The following is a 17,859-nucleotide window of genomic DNA, read 5'->3' as shown; positions in this document are numbered from 1 at the left end:
TTGACGGCGGCGGACCGCGGCGGCGCGGCGCGACCGCCGCGGGCGGCGCCCAGCGTTCTGCTGCGAGGATCAGCGCATGGTCTCCCCGATCGAGGACTACGCCGTCCTCTCCGACTGCCGCACCGCCGCCCTCGTCTCGCGCGACGGCGGCATCGACTGGCTCTGCCTCCCCCGCTTCGACTCCGCATCGATCTTCGGCGCGCTCCTGGGCGGTGACGATCAGGGTCGCTGGTCGTTGCGCCCGGTGGACGCCGAGGCGACCACGGAGCGGCACTACCTCGGCGACAGCCTCGCCCTGGTCACGACCTGGACCACGGCGAGCGGCGTCGTCGAGGTCACCGACGTCATGCCGCTGCGCGACGAGCGCGCCGAGCTGGTCCGCCGCGTGAAGGGGGTCTCGGGCTCGGTGCGGATGCGCCAGGAGCTGCGCATCCGGTTCGACTACGCCCGCACGATGCCGTGGGTGCGCCAGGAGGGGACGGAGGCGGATCCGCTGCTCGTGGCCGTCGCCGGTCCGGACGCGGTCGTGGTCCGCGGCGTGCGTCTCGCGGCGACCGACCACGTGCACTCGGCCGAGTTCGACGTCGCGCCCGGCGAGACCGTCGACCTGTCGATGGCGTGGTTCCCCTCGCACCAGCGCGCGCCGAAGGTGCTCGACGTCGACCGGGCGCTCGAGCGCACCGTGCGCTGGTGGACGGAGTGGGCGGGCACCATCCGCTACGACGGCCCCTACCGGGACGCCGTCGTCCGCTCGCTGCTCACCCTCCGCGCCCTCACCGACGACCAGACCGGCGGCATCGTCGCCGCGGCCACCACGTCGCTGCCCGAGGAGTTCGGCGGCAGCCGCAACTGGGACTACCGCTACGTCTGGCTGCGCGACGCCTCGCTGACCCTCGAGGCCCTGCTCGCGCACGGCTTCGAGAAGGAGGCGCAGAAGTGGCGCACCTGGCTGCTCCGCGCCGTCGCCGGCTCCCCGGAGGACGTGCAGATCATGTACGGCCTCGCGGGTGAGCGCGATCTGGCCGAGCGGACCATGCCGAGCCTGCCCGGCTACGACGGCGCGTCGCCCGTCCGCATCGGCAACGCCGCGGTCGACCAGTACCAGGCCGACGTGATCGGCGAGGTGATGGTCGCCCTGCACGAGGCGCGCTCGGCCGGCGTCGACGAGACCGAGTTCTCCTGGCCGCTGCAGCGCGCCCTGCTCGGCTTCGTCGAGAGCAACTGGCAGCGGCCCGACAACGGCATCTGGGAGATCCGCGGGGAGCCGCGGCACTTCACGCACTCGCGCGTGATGATCTGGGCCGCCCTCGATCGCGGCGTGCGCGCCGTCCGCGAGCACGGCCTCGACGGACCCGTGGAGACCTGGGAGCGGCTCCGCGACACGGTCCGCGCAGAGATCGAGGCGCAGGGCTTCGACTCCGAGCGCGGGCACTTCGTGCAGTCCTACGGCTCGAGCGAGGTGGACGCCTCGCTGCTCGTGCTGCCGATGGTGGGCTTCGTCGCCGCCGACGACCCGCGGATGCTCGGCACGGTCGCCGAGCTCGAGCGCGCGCTGATGCACGAGGGCCTGCTGCACCGCTACCGCACGGAGTCGTCGGTCGACGGCCTCGCCGGCGGCGAGCACCCGTTCCTCGCCTGCTCGTTCTGGCTGGTGCGGCAGTACGCCGCGTCGGGCCGCATCGACGACGCGCGGGCGCTGATGGACCGCCTGGTCGGCCTGTGCAACGACGTCGGGCTGCTGTCCGAGGAGTACGACGTGGAGAACGAGCGGCACGCGGGCAACACCCCGCAGGCCCTCTCGCACCTCGCGCTCGTCCAGGCCGCCGACGCGATCGCGGCGCACCGGTGAGCGCCGCGACGCCGACGAGGCGGCGCAGGCCGCTCCGGATCGTCCTCCTGAGCCTCGGCGGCCTGCTCGCCGTCGCCGTCCTCGGCTTCCTGACCTGGTCCTCGATCGTGATGGGGCCGGACGAGGCGGCGCTCGCGCGGGTCGACGCCGACCCGGCCGTCGCGGTCGAGCGCACCGACAACGCGATCGTGCTGACCCCGACCGACGAGGCCTCGACCGCCCTGGCCGGCACGGGGCTCGTCTTCATCCCCGGGGCGAAGGTCGACGCGGCCTCCTACGAGGCGACGCTCTCCCCGCTGGTCGAGGCGGGCGCCACGGTGGTCATCACGCGGCCGATCCTCAACCTCGCGTTCTTCGACCTGCGCCCGCTCGAGACCTTCACGGCGCAGGGCCCCGGCGTCGACGAGTGGCTGGTCGGCGGCCACTCCCTCGGCGGCGTCGTGGCCTGCCGCTGGGCCGAGGACCCCGGGGTGGCGGGTCTCGTGCTGCTCGGCAGCTACTGCGCGAACGACCTCTCGGGCTCGGCTCTGCCGGTCCTGAGTCTGAGCGGCTCGGAGGACGGGCTGAGCACCCCGGCGAAGGTCGCGGCGGCGAGCGACCAGCTGCCCGCCGATGCGGAGTTCGTCGAGATCGCCGGCGCCAACCACGCCGACTTCGGCTGGTACGGCCCGCAGCCGGGTGACGGCACCGCCACCATCGGTCACGAGGAGGCCGACGCGCGGATCGCCGAGGCGCTGGTCGCCTTCGCGGAGGGCGACGGCTAGGCCCTGCAGCGTCAGTCGCGCTCGGGCGCCCCGCCCCTCGGCGTCTCGCGCAGGTCGATCAGGCCGGTGAAGAGCGCGCCGCGCTCGTTCGAGGCACGGTCGCCGGAGAACAGGTTGTCCGGCGCCGAGCGCGTGTGACTGCGCGGCGCGGGGGCCGTGCCCGCCTCCTCGTGCTGCATCTCGACCCGCTGGCGCGGCAGTGCGATGGGGTCGCTCTCGTGCAGCCAGCTGACCAGTCGCTCCCGCACGTAGCAACGCAGATCGAACAGCGTCGGCGCGTCCTTCGCGGTGACGAGGACGCGGATGCGCACGTAGCCGCCGACCGCGTCGGTGACCTGCAGCACACTCACCCGCTGGTCCCAGAGGTCCGTCTCGTCGAGGATGCGGTGCAGCTCGGTGCGCATCTCCTCGGGCCGCACGCGCCAGTCGAGGTCGAGCTCGACGGCGCCGAGCAGCTCGGAGCCGGTGCGCGTCCAGTTCTGGAACGGCTGGGTGGTGAAGTAGTTCGTCGGCAGCACCAGGCGCCGGTCGTCCCAGAGGTGGACGACCACGTAGGTCAGCGTGATCTCCTCGATCCGGCCCCACTCGCTCTCGACGATGACGACGTCGTCGAGGCGGATCGCATCGCTGAAGGCGAGCTGCATCCCCGCGAAGATGTTGGTGAGGCTGGACTGCGCGGCGAGGCCGGCGACGATCGAGAGCACACCGGCCGAGGCGAGCAGGGAGGCGCCCGCGGTCCGCGCCTCGGGGAAGGTCAGCAGTGAGGCGCCGATCGCGATCACGACGACGGCGGCGACGGCCACCCGCCGGATGATCGTCATCTGCGTGCGCAGGCGCCGGGCCCGCCGGTTGTCGGCGGTGTCGGTGCGGTAGCGCTCGGCCCCGAGGTCCTCGAGGAAGACGAAGCTCGCGCCCACCAGCCAGGCGGCGGCGCCGATCGTGGCGATCTGGAAGATGCGGTCGACGAGTCCCGGCCAGGTGTCGCCCGAGACGGTCGCGGCGAGCGCGGCCCAGACGGCGATGGTGAGCAGCAGCACCCGGAACGGGATGCGCGCGCGGCGGATGAGCAGGCGCGCCCAGGTCTTGCGCTTCCCGATCGAGCGGACGATCAGGGCGACGATCGCGGTCACGACGACGGCGATCACGACGGCGATGAGCACCGCGAGGGCGATGGAGCCGACTTCTTGCAGGGCGTCTTCGGGCACGGCGGTCCTTTCGGAGGGAGGAGGAGCGCGCACCATCGAGCGGATCGGACGAAGAGGGCAGCCTCCCACGGACACGGCGGACGGCGCGGGAGCGACGGCGCGATGTTGCGCGGATGCCCAGGCGGGGCGACCGGGGCCGCGGCCCGCGGGACATACCCCGGAAACGACGAAACGCCCGCCGGTGTGGCGAGCGTCTCGTGCTGGTGCACCCCCTCGGACTTGAACCGAGAACCCACTGATTAAGAGTCAGTTGCTCTGCCGATTGAGCTAGAGGTGCATGGCGACCGGCGAATCGTGCGTGCCGAACCGAGGGATCACACTACCAGCGCCCACCCCCGGTTCGTCAAATCGACACGGCGGAGCGAGAGTCGCCTCTGCTGATCGGCCCGCGCAGCGGCTCCGCGTCAGGCTGACCGAGCAGCCCGCGCAACGGGCGTATCGAGATCCACCAGGGCCGGATGGTGGGTCGCCGGAACTCGTCCCCCGGAGGCGGAGGGTCTCGATACGCCCCTTCGGGGCTACTCGACCAGCATGCAGTGCGCCCCTCCGGAGCCGCTCGACCGGCAGGGAGGCCCGCGCACGGCGGGGTCGCTCAGTATCGTGGACGCGTGACCCTCGACGACGACCTCCGCCTCGCCCTCCGCCTCGCCGACGCCGCCGACGCGATCTCGCGCGACCGGTTCCTCGCCCTCGACCTCGTGGTGGACACGAAGCCCGACAGCACCCCCGTCTCCGACGCCGATCGTGCCGTCGAGGAGGCGATCCGCGCGATCCTCGCCGCCGAGCGCCCCGACGACGCGATCCTCGGCGAGGAGTTCGGCACGTCGGGCGACGCTGCGCGCCAGTGGATCATCGACCCGATCGACGGCACGGCGCACTTCGTCCGCGGCGTGCCGATCTGGGCCACGCTGATCGCACTGGCCGTCGACGGCGTCCCCGTGGTCGGCGTCGTCTCGGCGCCCGCCCTCGGCAAGCGCTGGTGGGCGTCGAGGGACGCCGGCGCCTGGGTCGACGAGAGCCGCGCACCGCTCGGCAGCCTCGACCTGCCGGACGAGCTCCGGGGCGTGCTCGTCGCCCCCGTGGCGGAGGAGCCGCGCCGCCTCCGGGTCTCGGGCGTCGCCGCGCTCGCCGACGCGACCTTCAGCTACAACAGCATCCAGCAGTGGGACGGTGCGGGCCGGCTCGAGCAGCTGCTTCAACTCGCCCGCTCGGTCTGGCGCGACCGCGCCTACGGGGACGCCTGGCCGTACATGCTGGTCGCCGAGGGCCTGATCGACGGCGCCGGCGAGTTCGACGTGAAGCCGTACGACCTCGCCGCCCTCGTGCCGATCGTCGAGGAGGCGGGCGGCCGCTTCACCTCGGTCGACGGCGAGGACGGTCCGTGGCGGGGCAGCGCACTCGCCACCAACGGCGTCCTGCACGACGAGGTCCTCGCGATCGTCGCCCGCCGATGAGCCTGCGACGCGCGGCCTCTGCCGCGATGCTCGCCGTCGCGGCGCTCTCGCTGGCGGCCTGCTCGTCCGTCGTGGGCGGCGACGGGCCGGAGGCCGTGCGCGACGAGAGCGGAGTCGTCGTCACGGCGGGCAGCGTCGACCCCTTCTCGCTCGTCAAGGGCGACTGCCTCCGCGCGCCGGACGACGACCGGATCGCCGACGTCGAGGTCGTCCCGTGCGCCGATCCGCACGAGCTCGAGCTGTTCCACGTGTTCGCCCAGCCCGGCGACGACTACACGAGCCGCAACACCCTGCTCGCGCAGGCGGAGGCCGGCTGCGAGCCCGAGTTCCCGGCGACGATCGGCATCGCCTACGGCGACTCCGCTCTGGAGTACCGCAGCTTCGTCCCCTCCGAGGTCAGCTGGCGGCACGGCGACCGCTCGGTGCTCTGCGCCGTCTACGACCCCGCGGCAGGCTCCACGACCGGCAGCCTCTTCGGCGCCGCGCGCTGACCCACCGCGCCGACGCGCGAGCCGCGGGGGTCAATCCCCCGGGGCGACGATTGACACGGGCTCCGCACGCGCGCATCGTGAGAGGACCGTCACAGATGATCGACGACCGGTTCGGGGGGACCGCGGCGCGGCAGCAGGAGCCGAGAATGCACGCAGACCCAGCACGTCCCCCGAAGGACGCCCAGCCGGAGCGATCGGCGACGGCCGAGCACGAGCTCCGGGCCTCCGACTCGCTCTTCGTCCGGTTGAACCAGCAGGCCGCGCTGCTCGCCGCCGCCGAGGTCCTGGCCGGCGCGGCGGACGCCGCGGTGCGGCGCTGGTCGCGGCTGCTGCACGACTACGCGCTGACCTCCGACCGCGTCGTCAGCGTGCACGGTGACGCGGAGGCGGCCACGCTCGGCTGGCTCAAGCCGCGCGGCGTCGTCGCCCTGCTCGTCGTCGAGGAGTGCGAGGACGATCAGGTCGTCGAGCATCTCGCGGCCGCCCTCGGGGCGATGAACGCCGTCTCTCTGACGGTGGACCGCGAGCGCGCGGAGCGTCTCGCGCCGCTCACGAGCGTGCTCGGTCGGCTCCTGCCGGGCGCGTTCGTCGAGCTCGCCGTCGACGCGCACGCGCACTATCCGGAGGGGGCGACCGCGGCGGTCCTCACCCCGGGGCACCTCTACCGCGCCTGGACGCCGCCGGAGCCACTGCCGGAGGCCGAGAGCGGCACCGAGCGCGACGACGACGAACGCCTGGCTCTGCTGACCCTCTACGGGCGTGTGCGACAGCTCGACGTCCGGCCGGAGTGAAGGACTCCAGGTGTGCGACGACGACCGGTGGTGGAGATGGGGGGAATCGAACCCCCGTCCATCGCTGTGATTCTGCGCCTTCTACGGGTGTAGCCAGTGAGAGCGTTCTGCTCGGCCCCGACCGTTACCACTGGCGCATCGGTCGACGGGCCCAGCCCGAGTGCAAGTCCCGCGTCGCCCTCAGGCGTAACGACGCAGCAAGTCCTCTAGATGACGCCAGGATCCGGGGCGAGGACGCACCCACGGGCTGACGGACTATCTACTCTGGCTTAGGCAGCGAGAGCGAAGTCGGTGCGCTTCTGTTCGGCACCTGTGTTTTTCAGAGATCGTTAACGAGATAACCCTGAATCCTCGACCCGCTTCTCGCAGTTTCGCAGGCAATGTCGAAACCGATCATCCCCGCGAGCACTCGCCGGCACTGAGCCTTGGTCGACACTGGGCCGGTGGAGTGGGTCGTCGTCGCACACTGTGGAGTTACGAGAGAAGAGTCTACCTCGTCGCGCGGGCAGTGACCCGACGACGGCGCAGATCCAGCAGTCCGAGCACGAGCGCCAGCGCGATCAGCCCGAGGGTGACGAAGTAGCCGTTGCGGAAGGCGTCGTGGTACTGGTCGAGCCCCTCGGCCATCCCCGCCTCGCTGGCGAGCGTGGCGAAGAACACCGCCGAGGCGCACGCCGTGCCGACAGCCGTGCCGAGGCGCTGCCCCAGCTGGCCGACCGAGCCCGCGACTCCGCCCTGCTCCGGCGGGATCTCGGCGAGCGTGAGCGTCTGGTTCGGCGAGACGACGAAGCCGCCGCCCGCTCCGGCCACGAGCATCGCCGCGCCCATCCCGTAGGCGGCCGTCTCGGCCGGCAGCAGCTCCGCAGCCAGCAGCACGAGGGTGAAGCCGGCCACCACCAGCAGGATGCCCAGCACGACGAGCGCGCGCCCGTAGCGCTGCACGAGCTTGCCGCCGTACCAGGCGGTCACCGCGGAGGTCAGCGCGAACGGGATGCTGACCATGCCCGCGAAGACCGGTGCGAGGCCGAGACCCTGCTGAAGGAAGAGCGTCGTCAGCAGGAACGTCGCCGGGATCGCCGCGAAGTACGAGGTCGCGACGAGGATGCCGTTGCGGTACGAGCTGGTGCGGAAGATCCGGAAATCGATGACGGGTGTGCGGCCCTTCGCGGCGTAGTGCGCCTCCCACTTCACGAAGGCGCAGGCCGCGACGACCGCCAGCAGCAGCCAGAACCAGCGGAACGGCGAGTCCGTCGAGGCACCGGTGGTCAGCAGGAAGGGGAGCATGAACGCGAAGATCGTCACGCCCAGCAGGAGCAGGCCGACCGGGTCGAGCGAGGAGTCCCCGGTCGGCGTGCGCTGCACGCGCGGGAGCAGCCGCCAGGCAAGGACGAGCGCGGCGATGCCGAGCGGGATGTTCATCCAGAACAGCAGGCGCCAGCCGTCCTGCTCGCCGCCGATCGCGATCAGCAGTCCTCCGAGCGTCGGGCCGAACGCGGTGGACAGGCCGATCACGGCGCCGAAGACGCCGAAGGCGCGGGCCCGCGCCGCCCCGGTGAAGAGCTGCTGCACCAGGCCGAGCACCTGCGGCATCTGGATGCCCGCGGCGATGCCCTGGAGGAACCGCGCGACGACGAGCAGCTCGATCGTCGGTGCGACGGCGCAGAGCAGGCTGGCGAGGGTGAACGCGGTCAGGCCGACCAAGAAGAGCAGGCGCCGCGACTTGAGATCGCCGAGTCGACCCGAGGGCACGAGCGAGAGCCCGAACGCGAGCGCGTAGCCGGCGACGATCAGCTGCAGCTGGCTCGGGTCGGCCGAGAGCGACTTCTCGATCGAGGGCAGCCCGACGTTGACCTTGGACAGGTCGAGGATCGTGAAGGCGGCGACGGAGACCGCGACCGCGAACGCCCGCCAGCGCGTCCGCTCCTCGGCGGCTGTGGGCGGCGCGTCGGGGGCGTTGTCGGGAGAGGTCACGTCCTCCAGTCTCTCAGGAACGGAGTGCGCGCCTCCCCCGCTTGCGGGACATCGGCGCGGGCCGCCTACTCGCCCATGCGGCGGCGGGTGGACATGGCGCGGTCGGCCTCGCGGCGGTCCTGGCGCTCGCGGAGCACCTGGCGCTTGTCGTAGTCCTTCTTGCCCTTCGCGACCGCGAGCTCGACCTTGGCCTTGCCGTCGCTGAAGTAGAGCGAGAGCGGGATCAGCGTGTACCCGCCCTCCTTCACCTTGTTGTGGATCTTGAGGATCTGCGCCTTGTGCAGCAGCAGCTTGCGCTTGCGCCGGGGCGGGTGGTTGGTCCAGGTGCCCTGGGCCCACTCGTTGATGTGCACGGCGTCGAGCCAGGCCTCACCGCCGTCGACGAAGGCGTAGCCGTCGACGAGCGAGGCGCGGCCGTTCCGGAGCGACTTGACCTCGGTGCCCGAGAGCACGAGTCCCGCCTCGTAGGTGTCCTCGATGAGGTAGTCGTGGCGCGCCTTGCGGTTGGTCGCGACGACCTTCTGTCCCTGTTCCCTGGGCACGACGGCTCCTTCGGTCCGAGAGCGATGATGGGCCACCCCGATCGGGGCAGCCCATCAGTATACGGCCGCACGCGGCCGAGAACGCCGGGCGGTCTAGACCCGCAGGTACCGCGCGATCGCCACGTTGGCCGAGATCGCGGCCAGGACGATCCCCACCACGATCAGGATCGGCACGACTATGAGGGCGTCGTCGACGCCGACGAACGAGGTCAGCGGGATCCGGTACGCCAGGAAGCCCTGCACGAAGAACACGACGATCGCCACGACCGCGACCCCCGCGAGGATCGAGCCGAGCAGCGCCGCGAACACGCCCTCCAGGATGAAGGGGGTCTGGATGAACCGGTTCGAGGCGCCCACGAGCCGCATGATGCCCAGCTCCCGTCTCCTCGAGAACGCCGACAATCGGATCGTCGTGGCGATCAGCAGCACCGCCGCCACCAGCATCAGCACCGCGATGCCGATGGCGGTGTAGCTCGCCGCGTTGAGGATCGAGAAGATCTGGTCGAGGTACTGCTTCTGATCGGTCACGCTCTCGACCCCGGAGACACTCGACAGGCTCTCGACGAGCACGTCGGACTGGGTCGGGTCCTTGAGGTTGATCCAGAAGGTCTGGTTGAGCAGGTCGGGCGTGACGTACTCGGCGACCGGGTTCCCGGCGAACTGCTCCTGGAAGTTCGCGTAGGCCTGGTCGTGGTCCTCGAAGTAGGAGCGGTCGATGTACGGCGCGAGCGTCGCGCCCGCGAGCTGGGATTCGACCGTGTCGATCTGCTCCTGCGTCGCGTCCGAGCCGCTGCAGTTCGAGCCGCCGGAGGTGGCGGTGCACATGTACACCGCGACCTGGGCCTTGTCGTACCAGAAGTTCTTCATCTGGCCGATCTGCATCTGCAGCAGGATCGCGGTGCCGACGAAGGTGAGCGAGATGAAGGTCACCAGGATCACCGAGACGACCATGGAGACGTTGCGCCGGAGGCCGCTCGAGACCTCCGACCAGATCAGTGCGAATCTCACTTGACGGGTCCTACATCCTGCTGGTCGTCCCCGGTCTCGTCGCCCTCGCCCGCGTGGGCGCGCAGCCCGAGGCGGGCCGCGAGCGACTCCTCGGGGAGCGCACCGGTGTCGGCGGGGAGGTAGATCGGACCGGTCTGGCTCTGCAGCTCCACCACGCGCGGCGAGGCGGGCGCCTCGGGCTCGGGCGCCGCGGGGACGACGGGGTTCGACTGGGTCGTCGGGCGCGCCGGAGCGACGTGCGTCTCGGGAGCGGCGGCCGAACGGCGGCCCTCCGGGATGCGCGGCTGCGGTGCCGTCTGCGGGAGGCGCGGTCGCGCGAACGCGGCACCGTGCTCGGGCGACTCGGCAGCGGCGGCGGCGGGCTCCGGGGCGCGGCGGAGGTCCTGCTCCGGCACCTCGGCGGGCGCGAGGGCGCTCTCGGTCAGCACCGGGACGGCGATCGACGACGTGGTGGTGGGGTGGTCGTCCGCCGCGACCACGACGACGCCGTCGTGCACCACGGTGATGCTCTCGGTCTGGCCGTAGCCGCCCTGGCTCTCGTCGCGGACGATGCTGCCCGCCGAGAGCTCGATGACGCGGCGCTTCATCTGGTCGACGATGCCGGCCTCGTGGGTGGCCATGATCACGGTCGTGCCGCCGGCGTTGATCCGCTCGAGCAGCGCCATGATCCCGGCGCTGGTCGTCGGGTCGAGGTTTCCCGTCGGCTCGTCGGCGAGGAGGACGGCCGGCTTGTTGACGACGGCGCGGGCGATCGCCACGCGCTGCTGCTCGCCGCCGCTGAGCTCATGCGGCAGGCGCGCGGCCTTGCCGGCGAGGCCCACCATCTTGAGCGTGTCGGGGACCGCCTCCTGGATGTAGCCCTTCGACTTGCCGATCACCTGGAGGCTGAAGGCGACGTTGTCGAAGACCGACTTGTTCGGGAGGAGCCGGAAGTCCTGGAAGACCACGCCCATGTTGCGGCGGAAGTAGGGGACCTTGCGGCTGGAGATCTTGCCGAGGTTCTGCCCCAGCACGTGGATCGCCCCGGAGGAGGGCCGCTCCTCCTTGAGGATCAGGCGGAGGCAGCTGGACTTGCCGGACCCGGAGGCGCCGACGAGGAAGACGAACTCGCCCCGGAGGATCTCGAGATCGATGGCGTTGAGGGCGGGTCTCGTGCCACCCCGATACTGCTTGGAGACGTTGTCGAAGCGAATCATGTCGGTACGAGGGTAAGCGACGATTCCGGAGAGTGGCCCGTCCGACCGCTCGGCGCGCCGAACGGTCGGCGCACGAGCGCGGCGGCGGGGAGTCCGACGGGACGGGCCCTCTCCGGCGGCTAGCCGAGCGGGACGTCGGCCGCGACGGGGGCCGGAGCGGCGGCACCGCCGTCGACGAGGAAGAGCGCGGGGTCGGCCGGGAGCGCGACATCGCCGTCGAGGACGACCGACGCCGTCTCGTCCTCGAGGACCACCTCGGCCTGCTCGGAGGCGTCGGCCTCCTCCGCCACGAGGACGGCTGCCGGACCACCGTCGAAGAGCGCCGCACCGTCGACCTGGAGACGCACGACGGCACTCGCCGCACCGGTGACGAGAGGATCGGCGGGAGTCTCTCCGAGCGGCAGCGAGTCGTCCTCGCCGAGGGCATCGGAGAGCGACGACTCCGGAGACAGCGCCGGACCGGCACTCAGATCCTGCGCCTGCGCAGGGGACGCGGCAGCGACGGCGAGGGCGGCGCCGGCGCACACCGCGGTCAGCACCAGGGAGGTCTTGGACATGGTTCCACCTTTCGTGAGCCAGTCTCGAGATGAGACCTTCTCAGGGTAGAACCGATCGGATCGCGGGTCCGGGCCGGGTCAGGAGTCCGGCGATCGTGGCGCGGCGCGGCGGGTCAGGCGGACTTGCGCCAGCGGATGCCGGCGGCGATGAAGCCGTCGAGGTCGCCGTCGAAGACGTGCGAGGGGTTGCCGACCTCGTGGTCGGTGCGGAGGTCCTTGACCATCTGGTACGGCGCGAGGACGTAGCTGCGCATCTGGTCGCCCCAGCTCGCGGTGATGTTCCCCGCCAGCTCCTTCTTGGTCGCGGCCTCCTGCTCCTTCTGCAGCAGCAGCAGGCGCGACTGCAGCACGCGCATAGCGGCGGCGCGGTTCTGGATCTGGCTCTTCTCGTTCTGCATCGAGACGACGGTGCCGGTGGGGAGGTGGGTCAGGCGGACCGCGGAGTCCGTCGTGTTGACCGACTGGCCGCCGGGGCCGGAGGAGCGGAACACGTCGACGCGGATGTCGTTGTCCGGGATCTCGATCGCCCCGGCCTCCTCCATCAGCGGGATGACCTCGACCGCGGCGAAGGAGGTCTGTCGCTTGCCCGCGGCGCCGAACGGGCTCATCCGGACGAGGCGGTGGGTGCCGGCCTCGACCGAGAGCGTGCCGAAGGCGTAGGGGGCGTCGATCTGGAAGGTGGCCGACTTGATGCCGGCCTCCTCCGCATAGCTGGCGTCCATCACGGTCGCGGGGTACTTGTGCTTCTCCGCCCAGCGGAGGTACATCCGCATCAGCATCTCGGCGAAGTCGGACGCGTCGACGCCACCGGCTCCCGCGCGGATGGTGATGACCGCGGGGCGGTCGTCGTACTCGCCGTCGAGCAGGGTCTGCACCTCGAGGTCGCCCATCGTCTTCTGCAGCGCCTCGAGCTCGGCGATCGCCTCCTGCTCGGACTCGGCGTCGTCGGCCTCGTTGGCCATCTCGACCAGGACCTCGAGGTCGTCGAGGCGGCGCTCGATCGCGGTGATCCGCGCGAGCTCCGACTGGCGGTGGCTGAGCGCGCTCGTCACCTTCTGCGCGTTCTCGGTGTCGTCCCAGAGGTCGGGGACGCCCGCCTGCTCGTTCAGCTCCTCGATCTTCGCGCGGAGGCCGTCGACGTCGATGACGGCGAGGATGTCGGAGAAGGTGGAGCGGAGAGCAGTGATCTGCTCGGTGAAGTCGTTGTCCAGCATGGTGACCCCAGACTACCGGGGGCGGTCCCGGGTCGCCGCGGGCCGCCCGCCCGAGAGGCACCGGGCAGTGGGCGCTTAGGATGGGGCCAGTGAGCAGCACCGCCGAGCGTCCCTTCCCCGTCGGGCCGCTCCTGCTCTCCACCTTCCTGCCGACGCTGCTGTTCTCGGTCGGCGAGGGCGCGATCATCCCGCTGCTGCCCGCGGTCGCCGGCGACCTCGGCGCGACGCTCGCGATCGCCGGACTCGTCGCGGGGATGATCATGATCGGCGAGCTCGCCGGCGACGTCCCGAGCGGCTGGATCGTCTCGCGGATCGGCGAGCGCGGCGCGATGCTCGGCGCCTCGGGGGCCTCGATCCTCGGACTGGTGATCTGCCTCGTCTCGACCTCCTGGGTCACGCTGACCGTCGGCGTGTTCCTGATCGGCCTCGCGACGGCGGTCTTCGCGCTCGCGCGGCACGCCTTCATGACCTCGTTCGTCCCCCTGAGCCACCGGGCGCGGGCGCTCTCCTCCCTCGCCGGTGTGTTCCGCGCGGGCTGGCTGATCGGACCGTTCCTCGCGGCGGGAGTCGTGCACCTCAGCGGCTCGGTCGAGTCGATCTTCTGGGTGCACATCGTCTGCTGCGTCGCCGCGGTGGTGGTGCTGCTGCTCGTGCCCGACCCCGCCACGGTGCTGCGCCGCGCCGCGGCCGCGACCGCTGCCGCCGATCCGGCGCTCGACGCCGCCGTCGAGAAGGCCGCCGTGCAGGACTCCTCCCCCGGCCTGGTCGCGACCCTCCGCTCGCACCGCGGAGTGCTCGCGCGGATGGGCAGCGGCGCGGCCGTGATCGGGGCGCTGCGCGCGAGCCGGACGCTGATCCTGCCGCTCTGGGCGGTGAGCCTCGGCCTCGCCGAGACCGACACCGCGATCATCATCGGCATCGCCGGGGCGCTCGACTTCGCGCTCTTCTACGCCGGCGGACAGGTGATGGACCGCTTCGGCCGCGGCGCCACCGCGATCCCGTCGATGATCGGCCTCGGCGTCGGGCACCTGCTGCTCGTCGCGACGCTCCTCGCCGCGGATCCGGTGCCGTGGTTCGTCGCGGTGGCCTGCGTCCTCGCGGTCGCGAACGGGATCGGCTCGGGCATCCTGATGACGATCGGCGCGGATCTCGCGCCACCGGCCGACCCGGCGCCGTTCCTCGGCGCGTTCCGCTTCACCGGCGACGCGGGCAACGCCTCCGCGCCGATCGTCGTGTCGGCGCTGACCGCGGCGGTCTCGCTGCCGTTCGCCGCCGGGGCGATGGGCGTGCTCGGGCTGGCCGGAGCCGCAGCGCTCTCGCGCTGGATCCCGCGCTACCTCCCGCACCGGCGGCCGCGCGGCTGAGCCGCGGGTCCTCCCTCCTACACTGGAGCGCGCACGCGGGAGTGGTGGAATGGCAGACACGCAGGATTTAGGTTCCTGTGCCGAGAGGCATGTGGGTTCGAGTCCCACCTTCCGCACGATGGGCGATGTTCGGACGGGCGCCTTCCGGACGAGGGCGATCCGGACGAGCAGGCGCAGCGCGCCACCTTCGGGGGCCGCCCGGGTCGTCTTCCCGGTTTCGCCGGTACAGTGAGCGCGGTCGAGCCGCCGCAGACCGTGGATCGGGTGCGGCGCCGACCAGGCCGAACGGCACGGATCGACTCGGCACTGATCGACTGGAGAACCGTTGAACCACGCCGCGCTGATCCCCTGGCTGGATCCCGAGACGATCCTCACCTCGTTCGGTCCGTGGGGCGTGCTGGTCGTGTGCCTCATCGTCTTCGCCGAGACCGGTCTGCTGATCGGCTTCCTCTTCCCCGGTGACACCCTGCTGATCATCACGGGGCTGCTCGCGCACGAGAACGCGTCGAACGGCGGGCTGGGCGTCCCGATCTGGCTGATCTGCCTCGCGATCGGCTTCTCGGCGTTCCTCGGCGGTGAGGTCGGCTACCTGATCGGGCACAAGGCCGGTCCGCGCATCTTCGAGCGCAAGGAGTCCGGCCTCTTCAGCGTCGAGAACGTCAAGCGCACCAACGCCTTCTTCGAGCGCTTCGGCGGCCTCGCCGTGATCCTCGCGCGATTCGTGCCGATCGTCCGCACCTTCGCGCCCATCGCCGCCGGCGTCGCGCACATGAACTACCGCAAGTACAGCCTCTACAACGCGATCGGTGCGCTGATCTGGGGCAGCGGCGTCACGCTGATCGGCTGGCTGCTCGCCTTCATCCCGCCCGTCGCCGACTTCGTCTCGCACTACATCGACGTCATCCTGATCGGCGCCGTCCTCCTCGCGATCATCCCCACCGCGATCCACTTCTTCCAGCAGCGCCGCAAGGCGAAGCGCGCGAACGACACGGACACCGACGCGGCCGAGGCGAGCGCGCTCGTCCTCGACCCCTCCGCCGTCGACGACGAGCACCGCAAGCACTGACCCTCCCCACGCGCCGACCCCTCCGCGAGATGCCACTTGTGCGCGCACGCCACGGCGTGTCGCGCTCACAAGTGGCATCTCGCGGTCGGGGGGCTGCGCCCCCGATCAGGAGAGGGTGGTCGCCAGGGGGGTCAGCTCGGTGCGGAGGGCGGTGAAGGCCCGGGCTCGGTGGCTGCGGGCGTTCTTCTCCGCCGGGGCGATCTCGGCGGCCGACAGGGCCGAGCCGGAGGGGACGAAGACCGGGTCGTAGCCGTGGCCGTTGGTGCCGCGCGGGGCGAGCGCGATGGCGCCGTCCCAGCGGCCCTCGACGACGATCTCCCGGCCGCCGGGCAGGACCGACTCGGGGACGACCAGCGCGATCGTGCAGACGAAGTGCGCGCCGCGGTGCTCGGGCTTCACATCGGCCAGCTGGGCGAGCAGCAGCTCGTAGTTCGCGACGGCGTCGTGCGGCCGGCCGGACCAGCGGGCCGAGAAGATGCCGGGCGAGCCGCCGAGCACGTCCACGCGGATGCCGGAGTCGTCGGCGAGGGCGACCAGCCCCGTGTGCGCGGCCGCAGCACGCGCCTTGATCAGCGCGTTCTCGCGGAAGGAGACGCCGTCCTCGACCGGCTCCGGCCCGTCGTAGGCGCGCACGCCGACGCCCGGCAGCGCGCCGGCGAGCATCGCCCGGAACTCCTCGACCTTCCCCGCGTTGTGCGTGGCGAGGACGAGATCCAGGCTCACGCGCCCTGCCCTGCGGCGAGCGCCTCGGCCTGGATGCGGGCGAGGTCCGCGGCACCGCCGACCGCGAGGTCGAGCAGCGCGTCGAGCTCGCGACGGTCGAACGGCGCGCCCTCGGCGGTGCCCTGGACCTCGACGAAGAGGCCGCGGCCGGTGACGACGACGTTCATGTCGGTCTCGGCCCGGACGTCCTCGACGTAGGCGAGGTCGAGCATCGGGACGCCGTCGATGATGCCGACGGAGACGGCCGACAGGCTGTCGATCAGCGGCTGCGCCTTCTGGCCGACGTACTTCTTGCCGCGGGCCCACTCGATCGCGTCCACCATCGCGACGTAGGCGCCGGTGATCGCCGCGGTGCGGGTGCCGCCGTCGGCCTGCAGCACGTCGCAGTCGATCACGATCGTGTTCTCGCCGAGCGCCTTGGTGTCGACGACGGCGCGCAGGCTCCGGCCGATCAGGCGGGAGATCTCGTGGGTGCGGCCGCCGACCTTGCCCTTGACGGCCTCGCGGTCCATCCGGGAGTTGGTGGCGCGGGGCAGCATCGCGTACTCGGCGGTGACCCAGCCCTTGCCCTTGCCCTGCAGCCAGCGGGGGACGCCGTTGGTGAAGGAGGCGGTGCAGAGCACCTTCGTGTTCCCGTACGAGATCAGCGCCGAGCCCTCGGCCTGGGTGCTCCAGCCGCGCTCGATCGTGATGGCGCGCAGCTCGTCGGGCGCACGGCCGTCCTTGCGCTGGACGGTCGGCTGCGCTGTCGTCGGCTGGGCGGCGGTGCTGTCGGTCACTCGGGTCTCCCTGGAGTCGTGGATCGCGCGGCCCGGTCGAGCTCGCGCAGGTTGATCGTGCCGGTCTCGACGAGGTCGACGCTGGAGACCTCGGGGCCGAGGAAGCGCCGGGCGAGGCGGACGAAGTCGCTCGAGCCGGTCTCCTCCCAGCGGTAGGTCGGCGGGGCGGACGCGGTGCGCTGCAGCCCGTGCGCGACGAGCGTCCGGTAGACGTCGAGCGCGGTCTCCTCGGCGCTCGAGACCAGCCGGACGTCGGGGCCCATCACGTAGGCGATGGCGCCGCGCAGCAGCGGGTAGTGGGTGCAGCCGAGCACGAGGGTGTCGACGCCGGCCCGCTTGAGCGGCGCGAGGTACTCCTCGGCGAGCGCCAGCAGCTCGTCGCTCCAGGTGATGCCGGCCTCGACGAACTCGACGAAGCGCGGGCAGGCGACAGTGACCAGCTCGAGGTCCGGCGCGGCGACGAAGGCGTCGTCGTAGGCGCGCGAGCGGATGGTGCCGACGGTGCCGATGACGCCGACCCGGCGGTTGCGGGTGTCGCGGACGGCGCTGCGGACGGCCGGCTGGATGACCTCGATCACGGGGATGCCGCGGCCGATCGTGTAGCGCTCGCGCGCGTCGCGCATCATGGCGGCGGAGGCGGTGTTGCAGGCGATCACGAGCAGCTTCGCGCCCTGGTCGACCAGCGTGTCGAGGGTGTCCAGCGCGTAGGCGCGGACGTCGGCGAGGGGCTTCGGACCGTAGGGCGAGTGGGCGGTGTCGCCGAGGTAGACGATCGACTCGTTCTGCAGCTGATCGATGACCGCGCGGGCGACGGTGAGCCCGCCGACGCCGGAGTCGAAGATGCCGAGGGGTGCGTCCGTCACGGGGGAACAGCCTACCCGCGCC

The 17,859-nt window shown here is 71.7% G+C and carries 17 protein-coding genes, 2 tRNA genes and 1 other RNA gene; 8 read left to right on the top strand and 12 right to left on the bottom strand.

Features of this window, described 5'->3' with window-relative positions; translation table 11 throughout:
- Positions 1-76: 76 nt before the first annotated feature.
- Positions 77-1,849, top strand: a complete 1,773-nt coding sequence (locus GSU72_RS06085) for a glycoside hydrolase family 15 protein (RefSeq protein WP_159984238.1) — start codon at positions 77-79, stop codon at positions 1,847-1,849.
- On the top strand, positions 1,846-2,613 hold the full coding sequence (locus GSU72_RS06080; RefSeq protein ID WP_159984237.1) for an alpha/beta hydrolase: 768 nt from the start codon (positions 1,846-1,848) through the stop codon (positions 2,611-2,613). Before GSU72_RS06085 ends, GSU72_RS06080 begins: the two co-directional genes overlap by 4 nt.
- A gap of 11 nt (positions 2,614-2,624) precedes the next feature.
- Here the strand turns inward: GSU72_RS06080 and GSU72_RS06075 are convergent, their stop codons facing one another.
- On the bottom strand, positions 2,625-3,818 hold the full coding sequence (locus GSU72_RS06075) for a mechanosensitive ion channel domain-containing protein (RefSeq protein ID WP_244256006.1): 1,194 nt from the start codon (positions 3,816-3,818) through the stop codon (positions 2,625-2,627).
- 201 nt (positions 3,819-4,019) lie between these two features.
- A tRNA-Lys gene (locus tag GSU72_RS06070) sits at positions 4,020-4,095 on the bottom strand.
- Positions 4,096-4,426: 331 nt separating this feature from the next.
- Here GSU72_RS06070 and GSU72_RS06065 point away from each other — a divergent pair.
- The 3 genes from GSU72_RS06065 (at position 4,427) to GSU72_RS06055 (ending at position 6,554) form a co-directional block, all read left to right on the top strand.
- Positions 4,427-5,272 (top strand): inositol monophosphatase family protein, encoded by an 846-nt coding sequence (locus tag GSU72_RS06065; RefSeq protein ID WP_244256005.1) that lies wholly within the window; start codon positions 4,427-4,429, stop codon positions 5,270-5,272.
- Positions 5,269-5,763 (top strand): septum formation family protein, encoded by a 495-nt coding sequence (locus GSU72_RS06060; protein ID WP_159984234.1) that lies wholly within the window; start codon positions 5,269-5,271, stop codon positions 5,761-5,763. Before GSU72_RS06065 ends, GSU72_RS06060 begins: the two co-directional genes overlap by 4 nt.
- A 146-nt stretch (positions 5,764-5,909) precedes the next feature.
- Positions 5,910-6,554 (top strand): hypothetical protein, encoded by a 645-nt coding sequence (locus GSU72_RS06055; RefSeq protein WP_159984233.1) that lies wholly within the window; start codon positions 5,910-5,912, stop codon positions 6,552-6,554.
- A 28-nt stretch (positions 6,555-6,582) separates the two neighbouring features.
- On the opposite strand, the gene ssrA is transcribed toward GSU72_RS06055, so the two are convergent.
- From ssrA to prfB, 7 genes are all read right to left on the bottom strand, one after another.
- Positions 6,583-6,955: a transfer-messenger RNA gene (gene ssrA / locus GSU72_RS06050) on the bottom strand.
- A gap of 88 nt (positions 6,956-7,043) precedes the next feature.
- Positions 7,044-8,525 (bottom strand): MFS transporter, encoded by a 1,482-nt coding sequence (locus GSU72_RS06045; protein ID WP_159984232.1) that lies wholly within the window; start codon positions 8,523-8,525, stop codon positions 7,044-7,046.
- 65 nt (positions 8,526-8,590) lie between these two features.
- Positions 8,591-9,067 carry an SsrA-binding protein SmpB gene (gene smpB, locus GSU72_RS06040; RefSeq protein WP_123447996.1) on the bottom strand — a complete coding sequence of 159 codons (477 nt, stop codon included), beginning with the start codon at positions 9,065-9,067 and terminating at the stop codon, positions 8,591-8,593.
- A gap of 93 nt (positions 9,068-9,160) precedes the next feature.
- Positions 9,161-10,075, bottom strand: coding sequence for a permease-like cell division protein FtsX (gene ftsX / locus GSU72_RS06035; RefSeq protein ID WP_159984231.1), 915 nt, complete (start codon positions 10,073-10,075; stop codon positions 9,161-9,163).
- The gene (gene ftsE, locus GSU72_RS06030) at positions 10,072-11,271 is read right to left on the bottom strand and encodes a cell division ATP-binding protein FtsE (RefSeq protein WP_159984230.1); all 1,200 of its coding nucleotides are present in this window, start codon (positions 11,269-11,271) and stop codon (positions 10,072-10,074) included. The genes ftsX and ftsE overlap by 4 nt, the downstream gene beginning before the upstream one ends.
- 119 nt (positions 11,272-11,390) lie before the next feature.
- On the bottom strand, positions 11,391-11,828 hold the full coding sequence (locus tag GSU72_RS06025; protein ID WP_159984229.1) for a hypothetical protein: 438 nt from the start codon (positions 11,826-11,828) through the stop codon (positions 11,391-11,393).
- A gap of 113 nt (positions 11,829-11,941) precedes the next feature.
- Entirely contained in the window at positions 11,942-13,042 is a 1,101-nt protein-coding gene (gene prfB, locus GSU72_RS06020; RefSeq protein WP_159984228.1) for a peptide chain release factor 2, read from the bottom strand.
- A gap of 89 nt (positions 13,043-13,131) precedes the next feature.
- Here prfB and GSU72_RS06015 point away from each other — a divergent pair, with 89 nt between their 5' ends.
- The 3 genes from GSU72_RS06015 (at position 13,132) to GSU72_RS06005 (ending at position 15,472) form a co-directional block, all read left to right on the top strand.
- Positions 13,132-14,406 (top strand): MFS transporter, encoded by a 1,275-nt coding sequence (locus GSU72_RS06015; protein ID WP_244256004.1) that lies wholly within the window; start codon positions 13,132-13,134, stop codon positions 14,404-14,406.
- 35 nt (positions 14,407-14,441) lie between these two features.
- Positions 14,442-14,522, top strand: a tRNA-Leu gene (locus GSU72_RS06010).
- Between the two features lie 209 nt (positions 14,523-14,731).
- Positions 14,732-15,472: a VTT domain-containing protein gene (locus GSU72_RS06005; RefSeq protein ID WP_159984226.1), complete on the top strand. Its 741-nt coding sequence runs from the start codon at positions 14,732-14,734 to the stop codon at positions 15,470-15,472.
- A 105-nt stretch (positions 15,473-15,577) separates the two neighbouring features.
- Here the strand turns inward: GSU72_RS06005 and GSU72_RS06000 are convergent, their stop codons facing one another.
- Genes GSU72_RS06000 through murI form a run of 3 tightly spaced genes read right to left on the bottom strand, consistent with a single transcriptional unit; the run spans position 15,578 to position 17,837 of the window.
- Entirely contained in the window at positions 15,578-16,195 is a 618-nt protein-coding gene (locus GSU72_RS06000) for a non-canonical purine NTP pyrophosphatase (RefSeq protein ID WP_159984225.1), read from the bottom strand.
- Entirely contained in the window at positions 16,192-16,974 is a 783-nt protein-coding gene (gene rph / locus GSU72_RS05995) for a ribonuclease PH (RefSeq protein ID WP_159984224.1), read from the bottom strand. The genes GSU72_RS06000 and rph overlap by 4 nt, the downstream gene beginning before the upstream one ends.
- Positions 16,971-17,837: a glutamate racemase gene (gene murI, locus GSU72_RS05990; RefSeq protein WP_159984223.1), complete on the bottom strand. Its 867-nt coding sequence runs from the start codon at positions 17,835-17,837 to the stop codon at positions 16,971-16,973. The genes rph and murI overlap by 4 nt, the downstream gene beginning before the upstream one ends.
- Between the last annotated feature and the right edge of the window lie 22 nt (positions 17,838-17,859).

It is taken from the genome of Rathayibacter sp. VKM Ac-2760 (assembly GCF_009834185.1).
In the GTDB taxonomy this organism is placed as follows: Bacteria; Actinomycetota; Actinomycetes; order Actinomycetales; family Microbacteriaceae; genus Rathayibacter.
This window is presented reverse-complemented; position numbering and strand designations above follow the sequence as displayed.

Bases quoted from the DNA above. Each gene is read 5' to 3' on its own strand.
- GSU72_RS06085 (WP_159984238.1), top strand. From the start codon at position 77: ATGGTCTCCCCGATCGAGGACTACGCCGTCCTCTCCGACTGCCGCACC.
- GSU72_RS06060 (WP_159984234.1), top strand. From the start codon at position 5,269: ATGAGCCTGCGACGCGCGGCCTCTGCCGCGATGCTCGCCGTCGCGGCG.
- GSU72_RS06055 (WP_159984233.1), top strand. From the start codon at position 5,910: ATGCACGCAGACCCAGCACGTCCCCCGAAGGACGCCCAGCCGGAGCGA.
- ftsE (WP_159984230.1), bottom strand. From the start codon at position 11,271: ATGATTCGCTTCGACAACGTCTCCAAGCAGTATCGGGGTGGCACGAGA.
- GSU72_RS06025 (WP_159984229.1), bottom strand. From the start codon at position 11,828: ATGTCCAAGACCTCCCTGGTGCTGACCGCGGTGTGCGCCGGCGCCGCC.
- prfB (WP_159984228.1), bottom strand. From the start codon at position 13,042: ATGCTGGACAACGACTTCACCGAGCAGATCACTGCTCTCCGCTCCACC.